Raw genomic sequence first — 20,459 nt, 5'->3', positions numbered from 1 at the left:
GTCGGGTCCGGGACTCAGCCCGTCGGGTCCGGGGCGGAGGGGCCCGGGTCGGTCGGGGCCGGGTCCGTGGGGCTCGGGTCGGTGGGGTCGGTGGGGCCCGGTGTCGGTTCGGGCGGATCGGTCGGCTCCGGCGGGTCCGTGGGGCCCGGCGGATCGGTGGGGTCGGTCGGGCCCGGTCCGGGGTCGGTGGGGCCGGGGTCGGTCGGACCTGGATCGGACGGGCCCGGGTCGGTCGGGCCGGGGTCCGTGGTGCCCGGGTCCGTGGGGCGGGGGGAGCCCGTTCCCGGGCGCGTGGGGCGCGGGCCGCCCGTCGTCGGGGCCATGCCCCCGTGACCGTCGATGAGCACGGCGGAACCCGAGGGCGTCAGCGAGATCCGGGCCCGCCACGGTCCACGCGGCTGCGCGTCCCGGATCACCGAGACCGCGATCGTGGTGCTCTGCCCGGGCGCGAGCGCACCGGACGTACGGCTGAGGCGCAGCCACGGGGCGTCCGTCACCGCCGACCAGCTGACCGGCCCCCGGTCGGAGGCGGTCAGCGTGAGCGTCGTGACGGCCCCGGAGGTCCGGGCCGTCACCGCGAGCCGGGCGTCGCCGTGCCGCGCGCCGCCGGTGCTGACGACCTCGGCGGTGACATCCGGTACGCGGGCGCCGAAGCGGTTGCCGGGGCGGCCGTCGCCGGTGTGGTCGGTGTCGTTGTAGGGGTCGCCGATCGTGCCGCCGGCGCCGTCGGCCTCCGTGGCGGTGACCGAGGTCCCGTCGTGGCCCTCGCCGGTCTGGGGCGCCCCCCGGTACGCGGCCCACAGGGCGATCACGGGGGCGGCGACCACCGTCGCGACGACCGTGGTCGTCACGACCCGGGCGCGCAGCCGGTCGCGGCGGGCGGCCTGGTCCTTGGGGTCGAGCGGATACCCGGCCCGGTCGAAGCGTGGGCCTGCGGCGCGGGAGCGCTGGGTCTGGGCCATCGCGACGTACACGGAGGGGCGGGGGGCCTCGACGACGGGCAGGGCGGCGACCGGGGCCAGGGCCGCTCCGGGCCAGGGTCCCGCGGCATCGGCCCGCTCGGCGGCACGGCGGCACCGGGGGCAGTCGTCGACGTGCCGGACGAGCTCGCGGCGCAGGGCGGCCGAGAGCAGCACCTGGTGGTCGCCGGTGATCCGGGCGACGGTGGGGCAGCCGCCGGTCTCGACGACCGCGAGGGCCGCGCGGGTGCGCTCCACCTCGCAGGCCGCGCCGGCCAGCAGCTCCCGGGCGGTGGCCGGCTCCAGACCGAGCACGGTGGCGACGGCGCGCGGGGCGAGCCCGTGGCGCACGGCCAGTTCGAGGGCTTCGCGCTGCTCCGGGGTGGTGCCCGCGGCCTCGGGCCAGGCGAGTGTGGCGAGCTCCCGGCGGCGGGCCTCGGCGGCCGGCGACTCGGCAGGGGCGGGCACGGTGGCGTCCTCGGGGGTGGCGGGCAAGGTGTGCTCCGGCGTGCGCCGGGCGGTGCGCGCCCCCTGGTGCCAGGGCGGCGCGGAGGTCGTGGAGCCCTGCCGTGGATCGGAGCCCTGCTGTGGATCGGAAACCTGCCGGGGATCGGAAACCTTGCGCGTGGCGGAGGCCTTGCGCGTGGCGGAGGCCTTGGCCGTGCGGGGCGGCTTGACCGTCCCGGAGGGGCGGCGGTGGGCCTGGCGGCCGCGTCCGCGCTCGGTGAGGGTGCGCAGGCAGGCCCAGCGGGCCAGCGCGTACAGCCAGGATTTACGTTCCTCCTCGGCTGTGGGGGCCCGGGCGTCCTGCCGGTCCGCAACCGACAGGGCGGCGCCGAGCGCTTCGGCGGCCGCGTCGTGATCGCAGAGCACGGAGAGGCAGTAGGTGAAGAGTCCGTCGAGATACGGCTCGTAACGTGCGGGCGGTCGCTGTGCCGGGGCCTGGGTCACTCGGCGGTGCGCCCGGTGTGCGCCGGTGGTGTGCGTCGGGGTCTCCAGCCTGCTGCTCATCACCCGGCGACCGTAGGCAAAGGAGCGTATGCCCCAAGTGCCCCTTGAGCACATTTAATCCTTACGGGTGAATGTATCCCTCGAAAGAGGACAGGGATCGCGGAACTCCGCCCGTAGTGCTCCGGTGCGCTGCCGTGCGCCCTGCGCGCGGAGGCGCCCCGCACGCCTCCGCTCTGGAGGCGTTGTCGTACCTCACCTATACGGTGGCGCCATGGCTGCCCGTACGAAATCCGCGAAGGACCGGCCGTCCTACCGCTGTACCGAATGCGGCTGGACCACCGCCAAGTGGCTCGGCCGTTGTCCCGAGTGCCAGGCGTGGGGGACGGTCGAGGAGTTCGGCGGCGCCCCCGCCGTGCGCACCACCGCGGCGGGCCGGGTCTCCACGGCGGCCGTGCCGATCGGCCAGGTCGACAGCCGGCAGGCCACCGCCCGGTCGACCGGCGTCGGTGAGCTGGACCGGGTGCTCGGCGGCGGGCTCGTGCCGGGCGCGGTCGTGCTGCTGGCGGGCGAGCCCGGCGTCGGCAAGTCGACGCTGCTGCTGGACGTGGCGGCCAAGGCGGCGAGCGAGGACCACCGCACGCTCTATGTGACCGCCGAGGAGTCCGCGAGCCAGGTCCGGATGCGGGCCGACCGGATCCGGGCGATCAACGACCACCTCTACCTCGCGGCGGAGACCGATCTGTCCGCGGTGCTCGGCCACCTGGACGCGGTGAAGCCCTCGTTGCTCGTCCTGGACTCGGTGCAGACGGTCGCCTCGCCCGAGATCGACGGCGCGCCCGGCGGGATGGCCCAGGTCCGGGAGGTCGCCGGAGCGCTCATCCGGGCCTCCAAGGATCGCGGCATGGCCACGCTGCTCGTCGGCCACGTCACCAAGGACGGCGCGATCGCCGGGCCCCGGCTGCTGGAGCACCTGGTGGACGTGGTGCTGTCCTTCGAGGGCGACCGGCACGCCCGGCTGCGGCTGGTGCGCGGCGTCAAGAATCGTTACGGGGCGACCGACGAGGTCGGCTGCTTCGAGCTGCACGACGAGGGCATCACCGGTCTCGCCGACCCCTCGGGCCTCTTCCTGACCCGCCGCGACGTGGCGGTGCCGGGCACCTGTCTGACGGTGACCCTGGAGGGCAAGCGGCCCCTGGTCGCCGAGGTGCAGGCGCTCACCGTCGACTCGCAGATCCCCTCACCCCGGCGCACCACCTCGGGTCTGGAGACCTCCCGGGTCTCGATGATGCTCGCCGTGCTGGAGCAGCGCGGCCGGATCACCGCGCTCGGCAAGCGGGACATCTACAGCGCGACGGTGGGCGGCGTGAAGCTCACCGAGCCCGCCGCCGACCTGGCGATCGCGCTCGCGCTGGCCAGCGCGGCCAGCGACACCCCGCTCCCGAAGAACCTGGTCGCGATCGGTGAGGTGGGGCTCGCGGGCGAGGTCAGGAGGGTCACCGGGGTGCAGCGGAGACTGGCCGAGGCCCACCGTCTGGGCTTCACCCACGCGCTCGTTCCGACGGACCCGGGGAAGGTCCCGGCCGGTATGAAGGTCACGGAAGTCGCCGACATGGGCGACGCTCTGCGGGTCCTCCCACGCCGGTCTCGTCAAGAGGCGCCGCAGCCTCGTCAGGAAGACAACGCGCGCCGGTAGACTTTGCCCTGGTCTCGCCCGCCCGTGGACACGGCATGGGGGACGCAAGGGCACCGCAACCTGTGACCGGAGGAGTGCAGTGGCAGCCAACGACCGGGCGACGACGCCCGGAAAGTCCGGCCAAGGCACCGGTAACGAGGCGCTGATGCGCGCCTCGTTGAGCGCGGTCGCGCCCGGAATGGCCCTGCGGGACGGCCTGGAGCGCATTCTCCGCGGCAATACCGGTGGGCTGATCGTGCTGGGCATGGACAAGACCGTCGAGTCGATGTGCACCGGCGGATTCGTCCTGGACGTGGAGTTCACGGCGACGCGCCTGCGCGAGCTGTGCAAGCTCGACGGGGCGCTGATCCTCGACAAGGACATGACCAAGATCCTGCGGGCCGGCGTGCAGCTGGTCCCGGACGCCTCGATCCACACGGACGAGACGGGCACCCGTCACCGCACGGCGGACCGGGTCTCCAAGGCGTGCGGCTTCCCCGTCGTCTCGGTCTCCCAGTCGATGCGCCTGATCGCGCTGTACGTGGACGGGGAGCGGCGGGTCCTGGAGGAGTCCTCCGCCATCCTGTCCCGCGCCAATCAGGCGCTCGCCACGCTGGAGCGGTACAAACTGCGCCTCGACGAGGTGGCCGGCACGCTGTCCGCGCTGGAGATCGAGGACCTGGTCACCGTCCGGGACGTGACGGCGGTGGCGCAGCGGCTGGAGATGGTGCGGCGGATCGCGACGGAGATCGCGGAGTACGTGGTCGAGCTCGGCACCGATGGGCGGCTGCTCTCCCTCCAGCTGGACGAGCTGATCGCCGGGGTGGAGCCGGAGCGGGAGCTGGTCGTCCGGGATTACGTCCCCGAGCCGACGGCGAAACGCTCGCGCACGGTGGCCGAGGCGCTGACCGAGCTGGACGCGCTGAGCCACACGGAGCTGCTGGAGCTGGCGGTGGTGGCGCGGGCACTGGGCTACAGCGGCTCGCCCGAGACGCTGGACTCGGCGGTTTCCCCGCGGGGCTTCCGGCTGCTGGCGAAGGTACCGCGGCTGCCGGGGGCGATCATCGAGCGGCTGGTGGAGCACTTCGGCGGTCTCCAGAAGCTGCTGGCGGCGAGCGTGGACGACCTCCAGACCGTGGACGGCGTCGGCGAGGCGCGGGCGCGCAGCGTGCGGGAGGGGCTTTCGCGGCTGGCGGAGTCGTCGATCCTGGAGCGGTACGTCTGAGATCGGCCGCGCCCATGAGGGCCGTCCGGTCATCCCCAGCCTGTCCGGCGTTCGAGGACGGAACCCCGAGCACAAACCAGCCCGTCCGGCGTTCGAAGACGGAACCCCGAGCACAAACCAGCCCGTCCGGCGTTTGAGGACGGAACCCTAGGGCTGGACGGCCGGTGCTCATACGGGCTCGCACGGCCCCGTGGGCGCATCGCTCGTCCGTCTGGACGGTTCCGTCCTCAAACGCCGCCCGCCCGACCCGCTAGGCGCGCCGCTCGTCCGCCTCGACGGTTCCGTCCTCAAACGCCGGACAGGCTGGGTGTGCCGGGCCGAAGGTGGCCCGGTCACGGCCAGGTCCAGGGCCGTCTGGGCGCGGTCGTGTCAGTCCTTCGCGAGGACGAACGAGGCCCTCTGGACCGCCTCGCCCGGGGTCTTCGCCTCCAGGAGGTACGTTCCCGGGCCGGCCTTGCCGGCCGGCGGGGTCGCACAGCCGGGGGCGGACCGCGTGCGGTTCCAGTCGACCGTGTGGATCACCGTCGCGCCCGCCGGAACCCTCAGGAACAACGGACCGGCCGCGGCGGGGCAGTCCTTCGAGGACCAGATCGGATCGTCGTCCTCGCCGCCCGCCTCGGTCACCGTGAGGACCGCGCTCTTCGGCCCGAGGTCGGCCTTGCACGCGGCGGACGAGGTGTTCTTCGCGATCAGTTCGAACTTCGGCTTGTCGTCGGGGCCGTAACTGACCTTCGTCCGCAGGCTCAACCGCACCGCGTCGGGCTTGCACTCGGGGATCGGGGAGCCGGCCGGGACCTGCTGGCCCGCCGTGCCGCCGCCGTCCGCTCCCGAACCGGCCGTGTCCGCACCGCCCGTTGACGCCCCGTCGGGCGAAGCCCCGTCGCCCGCGCCGCCGGAGGATGCGCCCGCGCCACCGTCGGAGCCGCCGGGTCCGCCGGAGCCCCCGGAGCCGCCGTCCTCACCCGACTCGTCGCGGCCGCCCGGCTGTTGGCTGATCGCGGGGCCCGAGCCCGACGGCCCGGGAGTGATCGACTCGATCGGATCGGAGCCGCCGGACTTGCCGTCGTTCCGGCTTCCCCCACCGCCTCCGGACGTCACGCCCCAGGCGATCAACAGGGCGAGCAGCGCAACCAGAAGTCCCGCTACCGCCCTTCGTCGCCAGTAGATGCTGGAGGGAAGCGGACCGACCGGATTGCGCATAGATCCCACGTCCCGAACTCTACGAGAGATCCGGGCCGGCTCAGGCCCCACCCGCCGCTCCGGCAGCAAGTTTTGCCGATCATCATCACGGGGATCCGGTCACAGGGGACAGAACGGGTGGCGTTGTCACCCCCTGGGCCGCCTCGTGGGCCGACACTCCCCTGCCCGTGACCGCCGCTCCCTCTTCCGTGCCAGGATCGTCCGTGCGATGACTGCCATGACTTCGACACAGACGCCCCCCGCCGCCTCCCTCCACGCCCCCGTCATCGGGTGGTTCGAGCAGCATGCCCGCGATCTGCCCTGGCGCCGCCCCGAAGCGGGCGCCTGGTCGGTGATGGTCAGCGAGTTCATGCTGCAGCAGACCCCGGTGAGCCGGGTCCTCCCGGTGTACGAACAGTGGCTCGCCCGCTGGCCCCGCCCCGCCGACCTGGCCGCCGAGGCGCCCGGGGAGGCGGTCCGCGCCTGGGGCCGGCTCGGCTACCCGCGCCGGGCGCTGCGCCTGCACGGGGCCGCGCAGGCGATAACGGAACGGCACGGCGGCGATGTGCCGAGCGAGCACGCCCAGCTGCTGGCGCTGCCCGGGATCGGCGAGTACACGGCGGCGGCCGTGGCCTCGTTCGCGTACGGACAGCGGCACGCGGTGCTCGACACGAACGTCCGCCGGGTGTTCGCCCGCGCCGCCTCCGGGGTCCAGTACCCGCCGAATGCGACCACGGCCGCCGAGCGCAAGCTCGCGCGGGCGCTGCTGCCCGAGGAGGACGAGCGGGCGGCGCGCTGGGCGGCGGCCACGATGGAGCTGGGCGCCCTCGTGTGCACCGCGCGCAACGAGGACTGCGACCGGTGCCCGATCGCCTCGCGGTGCGCCTGGCGGCTGGCCGGGAAGCCCGCGCACCAGGGTCCGCCGCGCAAGGGCCAGACGTACGCCGGCACCGACCGCCAAGTGCGCGGGCGGCTGCTGGCGGTGTTGCGGGACTCGGTGAGCCCTGTGGCCCAGGCCGCGCTGGACGCGGTGTGGGAGGAGCCGGTGCAGCGGGCCCGTGCGCTGGACGGGCTGGTGGCCGACGGACTGGTCGAGCCGCTGGCCGACGGCCGGTACCGGCTGCCGCTGACCTGATCTCCGGCCTACGGCCCGGGCCCCGGGGCCGTAGGCCGCGGTCCGCGGTCCGCGGTCCGTAGTCCGGGGCCCGTAGTCCGGGGCCCGTAGTCCGGGGCCCGTAGTCCGGGGCCCGTAGTCCTCGGTCCCTGGACCCTCGCCCCTCGCCCCGGTCTGCGGGGAACGTCTTCTCCTGCACTGTTACACAACCGATGGGCAGCCGTGCACCGGCCTACGGCTGCCCCGCACATCGCCGTGACAACGCCTCCGTAGCGTCTCCCACAGCAGGACGGCCGGACCGCGGAACACCCGCGGCCCGGCAGTGACACGGGGATGTTCGGGGACGGAGGCGGTTGTCATGGCGCAGGGCGAGGTGCTCGCGTTCGAGGACTACGTACGCACGCGGCAGGAGGCGCTGCTGCGCAGCGCGCGCCGTCTGGTTCCGGACCCGGTGGACGCCCAGGACCTGCTGCAGACCGCCCTGGTGCGCACCTACGGCCGCTGGGACGGCATCGCCGACAAGTCGCTGGCCGACGCCTATCTGCGCCGCGTCATGATCAACACCCGTACGGAGTGGTGGCGGGCGCGCAAGCTCGAAGAGGTCCCGACCGAGCAGCTGCCCGACGCGAGTGTCGAAGACGGCACCGAGCAGCGCGCCGACCGCGCCCTACTGATGGACATTCTGGGCATTCTGGCTCCAAAGCAGCGCAGCGTCGTCGTGCTGCGACACTGGGAGCAGATGAGCACGGAGGAGACGGCCGCGGCGCTCGGCATGTCGGCCGGCACGGTCAAGAGCACGCTGCACCGGGCCCTGGCACGACTGCGCCAGGAGCTGGAGAGCCGCGATCTGGTCAGCCGCGAGGCGGTCGCCCGGGAGACCGGGGGCCACCGGAGCGCGCCGCCCGTCACCTCCGCCCGTGTCCCCGCCCAGCGGTCGCCCGTCACGACGGCGCCGGGGGCGAGGCCACACACACCGGCGCAGCGCAACGGGCGTCACGACGAGCGGGGGATGGAGCGGTGCGCGGCCTGAGTGGCAGCAGCGGCGGCGGGGGCGGCTTCGGGGACGATTCCTCGGGCAGCGTTTCCGGGAGGGGCACTGCGTCGAGTGGTTCCTCCTCACGTAACTCCTCCCTCAGTGGTTCCTCCTCGACCAGAGCCTCCCTGAGCGGTTCGTCCGTGAGTGGTTCCGGGGGCCCGGACGACGGCGACGATCCGGGGAGATCGGGCCGGAGCCGGGGCATCCGGAGCGGTATGGCGGCGAGTGGCACGGCCTTGGCCGGACTCGTCGCCTTCGGGCTGTTCGGCGTCGGCTGCTCCACGGGCGGCACCGGCACCCGGGACGAGGGCCCCGCCGGCAGTCAGCCGGTCGCCCAGATCACCCCCCAGGCCAGCCCTTCCGGTACGACCCCGCCCGTCAGGCGGGTCGACGCCGTGCGGCTGCTCGAGGGCGACCCCAAGGTGGGCGAGCAGGTCAGGGACGGGCTCAAGCCCTGCGCGGGCAAGGCCTATCCGATCGACACCTCCTACGGGTCGATGACCGGCGGCCGGGCCGCCGACGTGGTCGTCAACGTGATGAGCTGCGCCGACTCGGTGGGCGTCGGAACGTATGTGTACCGGGCGGACGGCGACGGCTCGTACAGGAACGTCTTCGCGGCCGAGGTGCCCGCCGTCTACGGAACGATCGACCGGGGCGACCTGGTGGTGACGACCCAGGTCTACGGGTCGAAGGATCCGCTGGCGTACCCGTCCGGCTCGGAGGTGGTCACCTACCGTTGGGCGAGCGACCGCTTCACCGAGCACGACCGGGTGCACAACGACTTCAGCCGCGCCGTCGAGGGCACGGACGGCGACCTGCCGGTGCAATCGGAACCGGTGGACCCGGTGGAACCGGTTCCGTCGGACGCTCCGGTGGAGCAGGGCAGGAATTGAGACCGGGCAGGACCGAAGTCGTGCCGGCGCAACCGGGCGGGAACCGAAGTCGTGCCGGTGCAACCGGGCGGGAACCGAAAGCGAGAAGCAGCCCCATGGCCGAGACCCACGTCCTCTTCGTCGAGGACGACGACGTCATCCGCGAGGCCACCCAGCTGGCCCTGGAGCGGGTCGGCTTCACGGTCACCGCGATGCCCGACGGGCTCTCCGGTCTGGAGGCGTTCCGCGCCGACCGGCCGGACATCGCCCTGCTCGACGTGATGGTGCCGGGTCTCGACGGGGTGAGCCTGTGCCGCCGCATCCGGGACGAGTCGACCGTCCCGGTGATCATGCTCTCCGCGCGGGCCGACTCGATCGACGTGGTGCTGGGCCTGGAGGCCGGGGCGGACGACTACGTCACCAAACCCTTCGACGGCGCGGTCCTGGTCGCCCGCATCCGGGCGGTGCTGCGCCGCTTCGGCCACGCGGCCGGGCCGGACGGGCTGGGCCAGGGCGGTGCGGAGGCGGACGCCGAGGCGTTCGGCGGGGTGCTGGTCTTCGGTGATCTGGAGGTCGACACGGACGGCATGGAGGTGCGGCGCGCCGGTGAGCAGGTGGCGCTGACGCCCACCGAGATGCGGTTGCTGCTGGAGTTCTCGTCCGCGCCGGGCACCGTCCTGTCCCGCGACAAGCTCCTGGAGCGGGTCTGGGACTACGGCTGGGGCGGCGACACCCGGGTCGTGGACGTCCACGTCCAGCGGCTGCGCACCAAGATCGGCCAGGACCGGATCGATACGGTCCGCGGCTTCGGCTACAAGCTGCGCGGATGAAGCGGCCCGCGAGGACAGAGCAGCCAGTGGTGACAGAGCGGCCGGAGAGGCCGGAGCGGACCCAGAGGGCGGAGCGAACGGAGAGGCCGGAGCCGACCGAGAGGACCGAGCGGAGCGAGCGGACGGTGGGGCGCGCATGAAGCGGCTGGCCCTGCGGACCGGAGTCCGCTGGAAGATCAGCATCGCCATCGCGGCAGTGGGCGCGCTCGTCGCGGTGGCACTGAGCCTCGTGGTGCACAACGCGGCCCGCGTCTCGATGATCGAGAACGCCCGCGAGGTGCAGTTGGAGCGGCTGCTGGGCGCCCAGCGGTTCTACGAGGCGACGAGCATGCAGAAGGGCGGGCCGAAGTTCGGGGCGAAGCTCAACGACCCGAGGATCCCGCCGAGCCTGCGCGACGAGGTCCGCAAGAACCGCCGGGCCACCCATGTGACGCAGGGGTCCGACGGGGTCCCCGAGGTCTGGGCGGCGGTGCCGCTGGCGGGCGGGGACGTGCTCTCGCTGCACTCCCGGTTCGCGGACCGCTCCGCCACGATCATGGACGACCTGGACCGGGCCCTGATCATCGGCTCGGTCTCGGTGGTCTTCGGCGGCTGCGCGCTCGGGGTCCTCATCGGCGGCCAGCTCTCGCGCCGGCTGCGCAAGGCGGCGGCCGCGGCGGGCCGGGTCGCCCAGGGGCAGACGGACGTACGGGTCAGGGAGGCCGTCGGCGGGGTCGTCCGCGACGAGACCGACGAGCTGGCGCGGGCGGTCGACGCGCTGACCGACGCGCTGAACGAGCGGATCGAGGCGGAGCGCCGGGTCACCGCGGACATCGCCCACGAGCTGCGTACCCCGGTGACCGGGCTGCTCACGGCGGCCGAGCTGCTGCCGCCGGGCCGCCCCACCGAGCTGGTACGGGACCGGGCGCAGGCGATGCGGACGCTGGTCGAGGACGTGCTGGAGGTGGCCCGCCTGGACAGCGCCTCGGAGCGGGCGGAGCTCCAGGAGCTTCCGCTCGGCGAGTTCGTCAGCCGCCGGATAGGGCTGCTGAACCCCGAGGTGACCGTGCGGGTGGTGCACGAGTCGTGGGTGTCGACCGATCCGCGCCGGCTGGAGCGCATCCTCGGCAATCTGCTGGGGAACGCCGCCAAGCACGGCTCGACCCCGGTGGAGGTCACGGTCGAGGGCCGGGTGGTGCGGGTCCGCGACCACGGTCCGGGGTTCCCGGAGGAGCTGCTGCGGGACGGGCCGAGCCGGTTCCGTACCGGAAGCATGGACCGGGCCGGGCACGGGCACGGTCTCGGCCTGACGATCGCGGCGGGTCAGGCGAGAGTGCTGGGGGCCCGGCTGACCTTCCGCAACGCGGCGCCCTCGGGCGCGGCGGAGGGCACGGGCGGGGCGATCGCGGTGCTGTGGCTGCCGGAGCACGCGCCGACGGTCACCGGGAGCTTCCCGGTGCTGCGGATGGCGGACCAGCGGCAGGCGTCGGACTGAGCCGGGCGGCACGGTGGACTGAGCCGGACGCCCGGTGGACGGCGTGGTGGACGGCGTGGAGGAACGCCGACGGCGACCCCGAGGAGTGAGCCGTGAGGCTGTCCTCGACGTCGCCGTCGGACGGGTGACCCGGGCGCACGCCCCGGGTACCGGGGTGTAACGGGTCCACTGACTCTTTTCGGTTGTGCTGCGCGTCCGCCGGGTGCTCAGGGCGCCGGCGGTGTCGCGCGGTTACGCCGGCCGGATCAGATGGAGACGTGCACCGAGCGGAGGAACGCGGCCGGGTTCAGCGCCGAGCCGTAGTTCGGGCTGGTGCGGATCTCGAAGTGCAGGTGCGGGCCGCTGGAGTTTCCGGTGTTGCCGGACAGGGCGATCTTCTCGCCCGTCTTCACGGTCTCGCCGACCTTCACGTTGACCTTCGACAGGTGCGCGTACTGCGAGTACTTGCCGTTGGAGTGCTTGATCACGACAGCGTTGCCGTACGCGGGGCCGTCGCCGGCGCCGTTCGGGCCGGCCTTCACGACGGTGCCCTTGTGGACGGCCGTGACCGTGGTGCCGATCGGCACGGCGAAGTCCTGGCCCGAGTGCTTGGAGGCCCAGCGGGCGCCGCCGGTGCCGTAGCTGGCGCTCAGCGTGTACTTCTTGACCGGGGTCTTCCAGGAGGCGGCGTTCTTCTTCGCGGCCTTCTTCTTGTCCTCGGCCTTCTTCTTCGCGTCGGAGGCCTTCTTCGCGGCGGCCTCGGCAGCCTTGCCCTGCGCGGTCGCCTGCGCGGCGACGGAGTTGGCGGTCGTGCCCGCGGCCAGGGGAGCGGCGGCCTCGGTGCCGCCGGAGGCGAACGCCGTTCCGGCACCCAGCACCACGGACGCTCCCAGGCCGGCGGCCAGGACGGCGCCACGGACGCGGAAGGCGGACGGGCGGACGGTGTGCTGGTTCGTTGCGCGCTTCATACGAGGAAGTCCTCCGAAGGTGAGTGGACCCGGCGTGCTGTCCGGGCTTGCTCCACCTTGGTAACCCGCACCCCCGCCGGTGCTCAAACACCCCATCTACGATGAAAAGCCGTAGAGAGGGTCGGGGGAATTCATCGCGCTTGTCCCCTTACGAGAAGATCGCGCGGCCACGAAATCCTGCACGCGGAAGTCGGTTTAACACCTGTTCCGTGGGGCCTTTTCCGGACATGGCACCGCGAAAGTGCTGTACCGGCCAGCCCCTCGGAAGGGCCCGTCGGCGCCGGGCCGAAGGTCCCGCGACCGATCACGGCCCTTTCTCCTAGCCCGGGTAGTAGGCCTGTTGGGGGCTGTGCGCCTTGTCACCGCCGGTGGGACCCAAGTCCTTCCGATTCGGGACCTTCGGCCCGCTGCTTCACTACGCTGACGGGAAAGCGGCACCGCACCCCCGGGGGACCCCATGACAGCCGAGAACACCCGCACACCGGACACCCGCACACCAGACGCCCGCCTCCCGGACACCCGCCTCCCGGACAGCCACGCGCTGGACAGCCACTCGCTGGACGGCATCGAGCTCGCCGATGCCGTCGCGTCCATCCGCAACCAGCTCATCGACGCGGCGACCCGGGCCACCGACCACCCGGTCTCCTTCGCCGTCGGCGACATCCAGATGGAGTTCACCCTCGAACTGCGCCGGGAGGCCAGGGCGGGCGGCAAGGTGAAGGCGTGGGTGGTCGAGGCGGGTGCGGACGCCGCACGCACCACGGGCCGCACGCACAAGGTGGCCTTCACCCTGACCCCGCGCAACGCCGCGACGGGCGAGGCCTGGGAGATCGGGACCGAGGACGACGGGTCGACGGCGGGGTTCGGTGACGGGGCCTCCCGTACATGAGCCCTCCCGTCGTCCACCCCGCCGACCGTACGGTGGTCGTCACCGCGATCCAGCAGGGCAGCGGCGTCCTGCTCACCGACCGGCTGGTCCTCACCTGCGCCCACGTGGTCAAGTCCGGGTCCGTCCTGATCGCCCACCCGGCCATCTCCGACCGCGTACGGGCCACCGTCGCCTGGATCGACTACCGGCTGGACGTGGCCCTGTTGGAGGCCGTCGAACCGGTGCGGCCGGTCCCGCCCGTACGGCTCGGCGTGGTCGACACCCGCCAGGCGATACCCGAGTGCGAGATCACCGGCTTCCCCCGCGTCCAGCGCTACGGCCGCGGCCAGCGCCTGGAGGCCGACCAGTACACGGCGACCGTCCTGCCCCTGGCGGGCCGGGTCCGGGACCTGCTGGTCTGCGACCTCGACGGCCCGCCCGCAGCCCGCCCGGACGACGAGCCGCCCCCCTTGGCCGGACTCTCCGGCGGCCCGGTCTTCATGGGGGACGTACTGCTGGGCATAGCCCGCCAGGTCCCGCAGCAGCGCGACGGCCGCCGGGTCGAGTGCGTCCCGCTCGCCCCGGTCCTGGCGGCGGCCCCGTTCCGCCTCGTCTACCGGCGGACCGGGGTCGACCTGCGCGAGGAACGCGTCCACGGCAGCTTCCCGCGCGACCTGCGGTACGAGGCGGAGTACGCCAAGGCGCTCGGCGTCGCCTACCGCCGCACCAAGATCTTCGGCCTGGACGAGCTGAGCCGGCACGACACCGAGTGGGACCTGGACACCGCCTACCTCAGCCTGGAGGCCGTGGCGCAGACAGAGACGCAGGACCGGGCCGCCCAGCACCCGGGGGTTGCCGCACAGCACCCCGGGGTCACGGAGGCCGCCCCGCCCCTCCCCAAGCGCATCGACGCCCTTCTCGCCGACCGCCCCCGGGCCCTGCTGCGCGGCGAGGCCGGCGCGGGCAAGACCACGCTGCTGTGGTGGCTGGCCGCCCACGCCTCGGCCCGCACCCTGGGCGACGCACTGACCCCGCTGAACGGCCTGATCCCCTTCGTGGTGCCCCTGCGCACGCTGCGGGCGCGTGGGGTGACGTTCCCGGCCCCGGCGGAGCTGCCGAGCGCCGCGGACCTGGTGGTGGACACGGCCCCGGAGGGCTGGGCGGGCCGGGTGCTGGAGTCCGGGCGGGCGTTACTGCTGGTGGACGGCCTGGACGAGGTACCGCCGGAGGACCGCGAGCAGACACACACCTGGCTCGCCCGGCTGCTGGCCCGCTACCCGGACACCCGGTGCGTCGCGACCGTACGGCCCCTCGCCGTCGATCCGGACTGGCTGCGGTCGGAAGGCTTCGCGGAATTACGTCTGCTGCCGATGCGGAGCGAGGACATCCAGGCGTTCGTTGCCTCCTGGCACCGGGCGGCCCTGCTGTCGGAGCCGGACGACGCCGAACGGCTGGACGAGCTGGAGCGCGACCTCTCGCACCAGTTCGACCAGAACCCCACGCTCCGTGACCTGGCGCGTACACCGCTGCTCTGCGCGGTCATCTGCGCCCTGCACCGCCGCCGCGACGGCTTCCTCCCGGAGACCCGCTGGAAGCTGTACCGCTCGGCCCTGGAGATGCTGCTGGGCCACCGCGACCACCGCCGCCGGATCGGAAGCCCCGAGGGCATCGACCTGGACGTCGAGGAATCCACCCAGCTCCTCCAGCGCATCGCGGTCTGGCTGGTCCGCGAGGGCCAGTCGGAGTTCACCCGGGACCAGGCGCTGCGCCAACTCGACCGGGCGCTGGCGGGGATGGAACGGGTCGGCGCCCAGGGCCCGCCGGAGAAGATCCTCACCCACCTCCTCAACCGCAGCGGCCTGCTCCAGGAACACACCGACGACACCTACCAGTTCATTCACCGCACCTTCCAGGACTACCTGGCCGCGAAGGAACTCATCGAGGACGACCACCTGGGCGAACTGCTCCGCCACGCGGTCGAGGAGCCCTGGCAGGACGTGGTCCTGCTGGCGTCGGGGCACTGCGGGCGGCGCGAACTGGGCCTGCTGGTCGAGGGCCTGCTGGACAGGGGACTGGCATGCGAGGAGGCGTCGTTGGAACGCATGGACCTCCATGTCCTCGCCGCCCTGTGCGCCCAGCACGCGGCATGGCTGGACGGAGCGCTGCGCGAACGGGTGCACCGGAGCACGGCGGAGACGTTCCCGCCGATGGACACCGACGAGGTGAACGCCCTGGTCCGGCTGGGCCGTGCGGCGCTGGAGTTCCTGCCGGACCCGGCGACGGTGAAGTCCGGCGATGGCACCGTCGAGTGCGCGGTGGACCTGATCGTCGAGATCGGGGGAGCCGCCGCGGTGCCGCACGCCCGGTCCTGGCTGTCCGCCCACCCCGGACTGGGCGTGCGGTTGGCGTACGCGTGGGAGAGCTTTCCGCCCGAGGAGTACGCCTCCGAGGTCCTGGCCCGATGCGACCTCTCGGGGTCCTATCCCCTCGTGAGCGACCGTCGGCGGCTGGCGGCCCTGCGGCACCTCGGAGACCTCCGGTATCTGCACCTGGAGGTGGACGCGCCCGATGCGGAAATCGCCGCGGCTCTGGAGGGCAAGCAGCTGCACCACCTCGTCATGGACGACAACGCCTCGCTGACCGGCTTCGCCTGTCTTCGGCCGGCCGCCTCGTCTCTGACGTACCTGAGAGTCAAAGGCTGTCCCGGGATCCGGGATCTTGCCGCTCTCGGCGAGCTGACCGCCCTGAGGACGCTGTGCCTGGAGGTCTCGGCCCTGCCGACCGCGCACATCGCCCTCTCCACGGTGCTGCCCGCCGCACTGGAATCCCTGGAGCTGACCGGACTCGCGGCGGATCGGCTCAGCGAGATCGCGCCCCACCCCCCGGTGGTGGATCTCGTCCTCGTCTCGCGACGGCCGCTCGTGCTGGACGCCCTGGGCGCCTGGCCGTCGCTGACCGCCCTGGAAGTATCCGAGCTGAGCGACGGGAACGCGGCGCTCACGGCGTTGGCGGCCCATCCGCGTATCACCGATCTGACGTTCAGAGCCTTTCCCTGGCAGCAACCGCCCACCGGCGCGCCGGCCCTGCCGACCGTCGAGGAACTGAGCGTCCAGCCCCCGCGGGGCGGCCGGGTCCCGGCATTCGTCCGGGCCCACTTCCCGGGGGTCGCCCACCTCACCCTGGACGTCTCGGATCACGCGGGCGGCCTGGACCTGACCGCGGTCGCCGACTGGCCCGGCCTCACCGTGACGGTCTCCGGCCGGGAGCAGATCAGCGTCGTCGGTGCGGAGGGCCTGGGCGACCGGCTCACCGTCACCCGGTACTGACCCACCGAAAAGGGGCTGCCCCGGACCGGTACGGATACCGGTTCCGGGGCAGCCCCTTCACACACGCTCGGGCTCACGCCCTAGGCGCGCGTCACGCGTCCTTCGTGAGGTTCGGGCCGGCGCCGCCTGCCGCCTGCTCGATCGGCGGGACGTCGGGCAGAGCCGACTTCTCCTCGCCGCGGAAGGTGAACGTCTTCTCGTCACCCTCGCCCTCGGTGCCCACGACCACGATGTGACCGGGACGCAGCTCGCCGAAGAGGATCTTCTCGGAGAGGATGTCCTCGATCTGCCGCTGGATCGTCCGGCGCAGCGGCCGGGCGCCCATCACGGGGTCGTAGCCCTTCTTCGCGAGCAGCATCTTGGCCTCGCCGCTGAGCTCGATGCCCATGTCGCGGTCCCGGAGGCGCTCGTCGACCTTGGCGAGCATGAGGTCGACGATCTGGATGATGTCTTCCTCGGTCAGCTGGTGGAAGACGACCGTGTCGTCGACACGGTTGAGGAATTCCGGCCGGAAGTGCTGCTTCAGCTCTTCGTTGACCTTGGTCTTCATCCGCTCGTAGTTCGTCTTGACGTCGCCCTGGGCCGCGAATCCCAGGTTGAAGCCCTTCGAGATGTCCCGGGTCCCGAGGTTGGTCGTCATGATGATGACCGTGTTCTTGAAGTCCACGACCCGACCCTGGGAGTCGGTCAGGCGACCGTCCTCCAGAATCTGGAGCAGGGAATTGAAGATATCGGGGTGGGCCTTCTCGACCTCGTCGAAGAGGACGACGGAGAACGGCTTGCGGCGCACCTTCTCGGTGAGCTGCCCGCCCTCCTCGTAGCCCACGTAGCCGGGGGGCGAACCGAAGAGACGGGAAACCGTGTGCTTCTCGCTGAACTCCGACATGTCGAGGGAGATCAGCGCGTCCTCGTCGCCGAAGAGGAATGCGGCGAGCGTCTTGGAGAGCTCGGTCTTACCGACACCGGACGGGCCGGCGAAGATGAACGAGCCACCGGGGCGCTTCGGGTCCTTCAGGCCGGCTCGCGTACGGCGGATCGCCTGCGAAAGGGCCTTGATGGCATCCTTCTGCCCGATGACGCGCTTGTGGAGCTCGTCCTCCATGCGCAGCAGACGGGAGGACTCCTCCTCCGTCAGCTTGAAGACCGGGATTCCGGTGGCCGTGGCCAGGACTTCGGCGATGAGCTCGCCGTCGACCTCGGCGACGACGTCCATGTCGCCGGCCTTCCACTCCTTCTCCCGCTTGGCCTTCGCCGCCAGCAGCTGCTTCTCCTTGTCGCGGAGGGAAGCCGCCTTCTCGAAGTCCTGGGAGTCGATGGCCGACTCCTTGTCGCGGCGGACGCCCGCGATCTTCTCGTCGAACTCGCGGAGGTCCGGCGGCGCGGTCATCCGGCGGATGCGCATGCGGGAACCGGCCTCGTCGATCAGGTCGATCGCCTTGTCCGGCAGGAAGCGGTCCGAGATGTACCGGTCGGCCAGGGTCGCGGCCTGGACCAGCGCCTCGTCCGTGATGGAGACCCGGTGGTGGGCCTCGTAACGGTCGCGCAGACCCTTGAGGATCTCGATGGTGTGCGGCAGCGACGGCTCCGCGACCTGGATGGGCTGGAAGCGGCGCTCGAGAGCGGCGTCCTTCTCCAGGTGCTTGCGGTACTCGTCGAGCGTGGTGGCGCCGATGGTCTGGAGCTCACCGCGCGCCAGCATGGGCTTCAGGATCGAAGCCGCGTCGATGGCGCCTTCCGCGGCACCCGCACCGACGAGCGTGTGGAGCTCGTCGATGAACAGGATGATGTCGCCGCGGGTGCGGATCTCCTTGAGGACCTTCTTCAGGCGCTCCTCGAAGTCACCTCGGTACCGGGAGCCGGCGACCAGGGCGCCGAGGTCCAGGGTGTAGAGGTGCTTGTCCTTGAGGGTCTCGGGCACCTCGCCCTTGACGATCGCCTGGGCCAGGCCCTCGACTACCGCCGTCTTGCCGACGCCGGGCTCGCCGATGAGGACCGGGTTGTTCTTGGTCCGGCGGGACAGCACCTGCATGACCCGCTCGATCTCCTTCTCGCGCCCGATGACCGGGTCGAGCTTGGACTCACGAGCGGCCTGGGTGAGATTCCGGCCGAACTGGTCGAGCACCAGGGACGTGGAGGGCGTGCCCTCGGCGGGACCGCCTGCGGTGGCCGCCTCCTTGCCGCCCGAATACCCGGAAAGCAGCTGGATGACCTGCTGCCGGACCCGGTTCAGGTCGGCGCCCAGCTTCACGAGGACCTGGGCGGCGACGCCCTCGCCCTCGCGGATCAGGCCGAGCAGGATGTGCTCGGTGCCGATGTAGTTGTGGCCCAGCTGAAGTGCCTCGCGGAGCGACAGCTCCAGGACCTTCTTGGCTCGCGGGGTGAAGGGGATGTGACCGGAAGGAGCCTGCTGCCCCTGCCCGATGATCTCCTCCACCTGCTGGCGGACCGCCTCGAGCGAAATCCCGAGGCTCTCCAGGGCCTTAGCGGCGACACCCTCACCCTCATGGATCAGGCCCAGGAGGATGTGCTCGGTGCCGATGTAGTTGTGGTTGAGCATCCGGGCTTCTTCCTGAGCCAGGACGACAACCCGCCGCGCGCGGTCGGTGAACCTCTCGAACATCGTTAATCGCTCCTCAGAGCGGTCGGTCAGTGAGGGGTCGGTCCCCTCCCAGTCCTTCCGCATGCTAGTCCCGCAGGACGGGACAGCTCATTCCAACTGCCGACATCCGTCCGGATCACCCCGCGCCGGGCGGGGATTCTTACTGCCGAACAGCTGACAACTGCTCCAACCCGATGGTGCGAGACGATGTTCCCGCAGGCCAGGCAGATACCCCTTTCGCCAGTACGCCGATGGCGAACGTGAGACGCCTCGGCCAGCGTGTCGCCCCTTCCCACTAGGAAAGTCTTACCCGCAATCACTGACAGTCCATGCGGCGCGCCCCGGTTCCCTCCGCTACGGGCGAACATCCTTGCGCTGCTGAATGCTCTCGCGCGCCCCCACAGCCAGGACTGAACGTGATGGCTCGGGGACCCTGCGTAACCCCGGAGGCGGTTCGACGGTTCATCGGACATGCCTCCCACCGTTCCCCAGCCCCGATCGTCACCCGACGCCGCTCCGGGTTCGGCCGATGCCGCACTCGCTCAGCGGTACGCGAGGGAGCTGGGCTGGGCCACCGCGGGGCGGACTCCGCTGCGACTGCTCACCGGGGCGCTCTTCGATGTGCTGGAGCTGCCCGCCGAGGCCGGTCACGCCGTGCTGCGGCGCGGGGTGCGCACCGGTCCCGTTCTGCTGTCCGGTACGCGGATGGGGCTGCTGGTCGCCGCGGGCGGCGCCGATGAGCTGCCGGGGCTGCTCGACTGGCTGGAGTGGGGCCCGGTCGCACTGGACCTGACCGCCGTGGGCGCGGGGGGCCGCGTCACGGCCCCGCCTCTCCCGGGCGCCCCGGGGGACTCGCCGGGGGCCGCTGTGTGGCTGCGGCCCCCAGAGCCGAGGCGTGCGCCCGAGAGCGTGCTGCCGGCCCTCGCGGGCTTCGGGAGCAGCGGTGGGGATGCCCCCGATCTCGTACGCCTGGTGGACGCCGCGGCAACCGAATGCCATCGGGTCCGGCTGTCACGCGCCCGTTGCGGGGCGCCGACAAGGGGTGGAACGGATCAGCCGTTGGCCTTCTCGTAAGCCTCGCGGATCTCGGCGGGAACGCGGCCGCGGTCATTCACATTGTGGCCGTTCTCCCGCGCCCACCGGCGGATTTCCGCGGTGTCCTTGTTACCGCCGGTCACGGCGCGGCCCTTGCCACGGCCCGTGGCGGCACGGCCACCGGTGCGACGTCCACCCTTGGTGTAGGGCTCGAGAAGGCCGCGAAGCTTGTCCGCGTTGGCCGTGGTGAGGTCGATCTCGTACGTCTTGCCGTCAAGGGCGAACGTGACGGTCTCATCGGCCTCGACGCCGTCGAGGTCATCGACAAGAAGGACCTGAACCTTCTGTGCCACGGGATTTCCTTTCATCGAA

At 72.2% G+C, this 20,459-nt stretch carries 15 protein-coding genes; 10 read left to right on the top strand and 5 right to left on the bottom strand.

The annotated features are described in order from the left end of the window. Positions 1 to 14: 14 nt before the first annotated feature. Positions 15 to 1,970, bottom strand: coding sequence for a BACON domain-containing protein (locus tag N7925_RS20300; protein ID WP_274344703.1), 1,956 nt, complete (start codon positions 1,968 to 1,970; stop codon positions 15 to 17). 211 nt (positions 1,971 to 2,181) lie between these two features. Here N7925_RS20300 and radA point away from each other — a divergent pair, with 211 nt between their 5' ends. Together radA and disA are read left to right on the top strand one after the other, a co-directional pair. After that, positions 2,182 to 3,603, top strand: a complete 1,422-nt coding sequence (gene radA / locus N7925_RS20295; RefSeq protein WP_265600946.1) for a DNA repair protein RadA — start codon at positions 2,182 to 2,184, stop codon at positions 3,601 to 3,603. A 79-nt stretch (positions 3,604 to 3,682) separates the two neighbouring features. Next, a complete protein-coding gene (gene disA / locus N7925_RS20290; protein WP_274344702.1) occupies positions 3,683 to 4,807 on the top strand; it encodes a DNA integrity scanning diadenylate cyclase DisA in 1,125 nt (374 codons plus the stop codon). Between the two features lie 369 nt (positions 4,808 to 5,176). Here disA and N7925_RS20285 read toward each other — a convergent pair whose 3' ends face one another. Then, the gene (locus N7925_RS20285; protein WP_274346506.1) at positions 5,177 to 5,923 is read right to left on the bottom strand and encodes a hypothetical protein; all 747 of its coding nucleotides are present in this window, start codon (positions 5,921 to 5,923) and stop codon (positions 5,177 to 5,179) included. A gap of 292 nt (positions 5,924 to 6,215) precedes the next feature. Between N7925_RS20285 and N7925_RS20280 the strand changes: the two genes are divergently transcribed. From N7925_RS20280 to cseC, 5 genes are all read left to right on the top strand, one after another. Further along, positions 6,216 to 7,121 carry an A/G-specific adenine glycosylase gene (locus N7925_RS20280; protein ID WP_026290844.1) on the top strand — a complete coding sequence of 302 codons (906 nt, stop codon included), beginning with the start codon at positions 6,216 to 6,218 and terminating at the stop codon, positions 7,119 to 7,121. Between the two features lie 337 nt (positions 7,122 to 7,458). Continuing rightward, positions 7,459 to 8,130: a SigE family RNA polymerase sigma factor gene (locus N7925_RS20275; protein ID WP_265600944.1), complete on the top strand. Its 672-nt coding sequence runs from the start codon at positions 7,459 to 7,461 to the stop codon at positions 8,128 to 8,130. A gap of 221 nt (positions 8,131 to 8,351) precedes the next feature. Then, on the top strand, positions 8,352 to 9,029 hold the full coding sequence (locus N7925_RS20270) for a hypothetical protein (protein WP_274344701.1): 678 nt from the start codon (positions 8,352 to 8,354) through the stop codon (positions 9,027 to 9,029). 95 nt (positions 9,030 to 9,124) lie between these two features. After that, complete coding sequence (gene cseB / locus N7925_RS20265; RefSeq protein WP_274344700.1) at positions 9,125 to 9,838, top strand: two-component system response regulator CseB; 714 nt, start codon at positions 9,125 to 9,127, stop codon at positions 9,836 to 9,838. 136 nt (positions 9,839 to 9,974) lie between these two features. Next, positions 9,975 to 11,312 carry a two-component system sensor histidine kinase CseC gene (gene cseC, locus N7925_RS20260; protein WP_265600941.1) on the top strand — a complete coding sequence of 446 codons (1,338 nt, stop codon included), beginning with the start codon at positions 9,975 to 9,977 and terminating at the stop codon, positions 11,310 to 11,312. A gap of 245 nt (positions 11,313 to 11,557) precedes the next feature. Here cseC and N7925_RS20255 read toward each other — a convergent pair whose 3' ends face one another. Then, positions 11,558 to 12,259 (bottom strand): M23 family metallopeptidase, encoded by a 702-nt coding sequence (locus N7925_RS20255; protein ID WP_265600940.1) that lies wholly within the window; start codon positions 12,257 to 12,259, stop codon positions 11,558 to 11,560. A gap of 457 nt (positions 12,260 to 12,716) precedes the next feature. On the opposite strand from N7925_RS20255, the gene N7925_RS20250 reads away from it, so the two are divergent. Further along, entirely contained in the window at positions 12,717 to 13,148 is a 432-nt protein-coding gene (locus N7925_RS20250; RefSeq protein WP_274344699.1) for a trypco2 family protein, read from the top strand. After that, on the top strand, positions 13,145 to 16,453 hold the full coding sequence (locus N7925_RS20245) for a serine protease (protein WP_274344698.1): 3,309 nt from the start codon (positions 13,145 to 13,147) through the stop codon (positions 16,451 to 16,453). The genes N7925_RS20250 and N7925_RS20245 overlap by 4 nt, the downstream gene beginning before the upstream one ends. Positions 16,454 to 16,544: 91 nt before the next feature. On the opposite strand, the gene N7925_RS20240 is transcribed toward N7925_RS20245, so the two are convergent. After that, positions 16,545 to 19,073: an ATP-dependent Clp protease ATP-binding subunit gene (locus tag N7925_RS20240; RefSeq protein WP_265600937.1), complete on the bottom strand. Its 2,529-nt coding sequence runs from the start codon at positions 19,071 to 19,073 to the stop codon at positions 16,545 to 16,547. 450 nt (positions 19,074 to 19,523) lie between these two features. Between N7925_RS20240 and N7925_RS20235 the strand changes: the two genes are divergently transcribed. After that, a complete protein-coding gene (locus tag N7925_RS20235; protein WP_265600936.1) occupies positions 19,524 to 20,126 on the top strand; it encodes an SCO3374 family protein in 603 nt (200 codons plus the stop codon). Here N7925_RS20235 and N7925_RS20230 read toward each other — a convergent pair. Next, complete coding sequence (locus N7925_RS20230) at positions 20,105 to 20,440, bottom strand: histone-like nucleoid-structuring protein Lsr2 (protein ID WP_097869371.1); 336 nt, start codon at positions 20,438 to 20,440, stop codon at positions 20,105 to 20,107. The two genes, N7925_RS20235 and N7925_RS20230, sit on opposite strands and share 22 nt — an antisense overlap. Positions 20,441 to 20,459: the final 19 nt, after the last annotated feature.

Source organism: Streptomyces sp. CA-278952, assembly GCF_028747205.1.
Lineage (GTDB): Bacteria > Actinomycetota > Actinomycetes > Streptomycetales > Streptomycetaceae > Streptomyces.
Note: the sequence above shows the minus strand (reverse complement) of the source record. Positions and strands in the feature narration are given on the sequence as shown.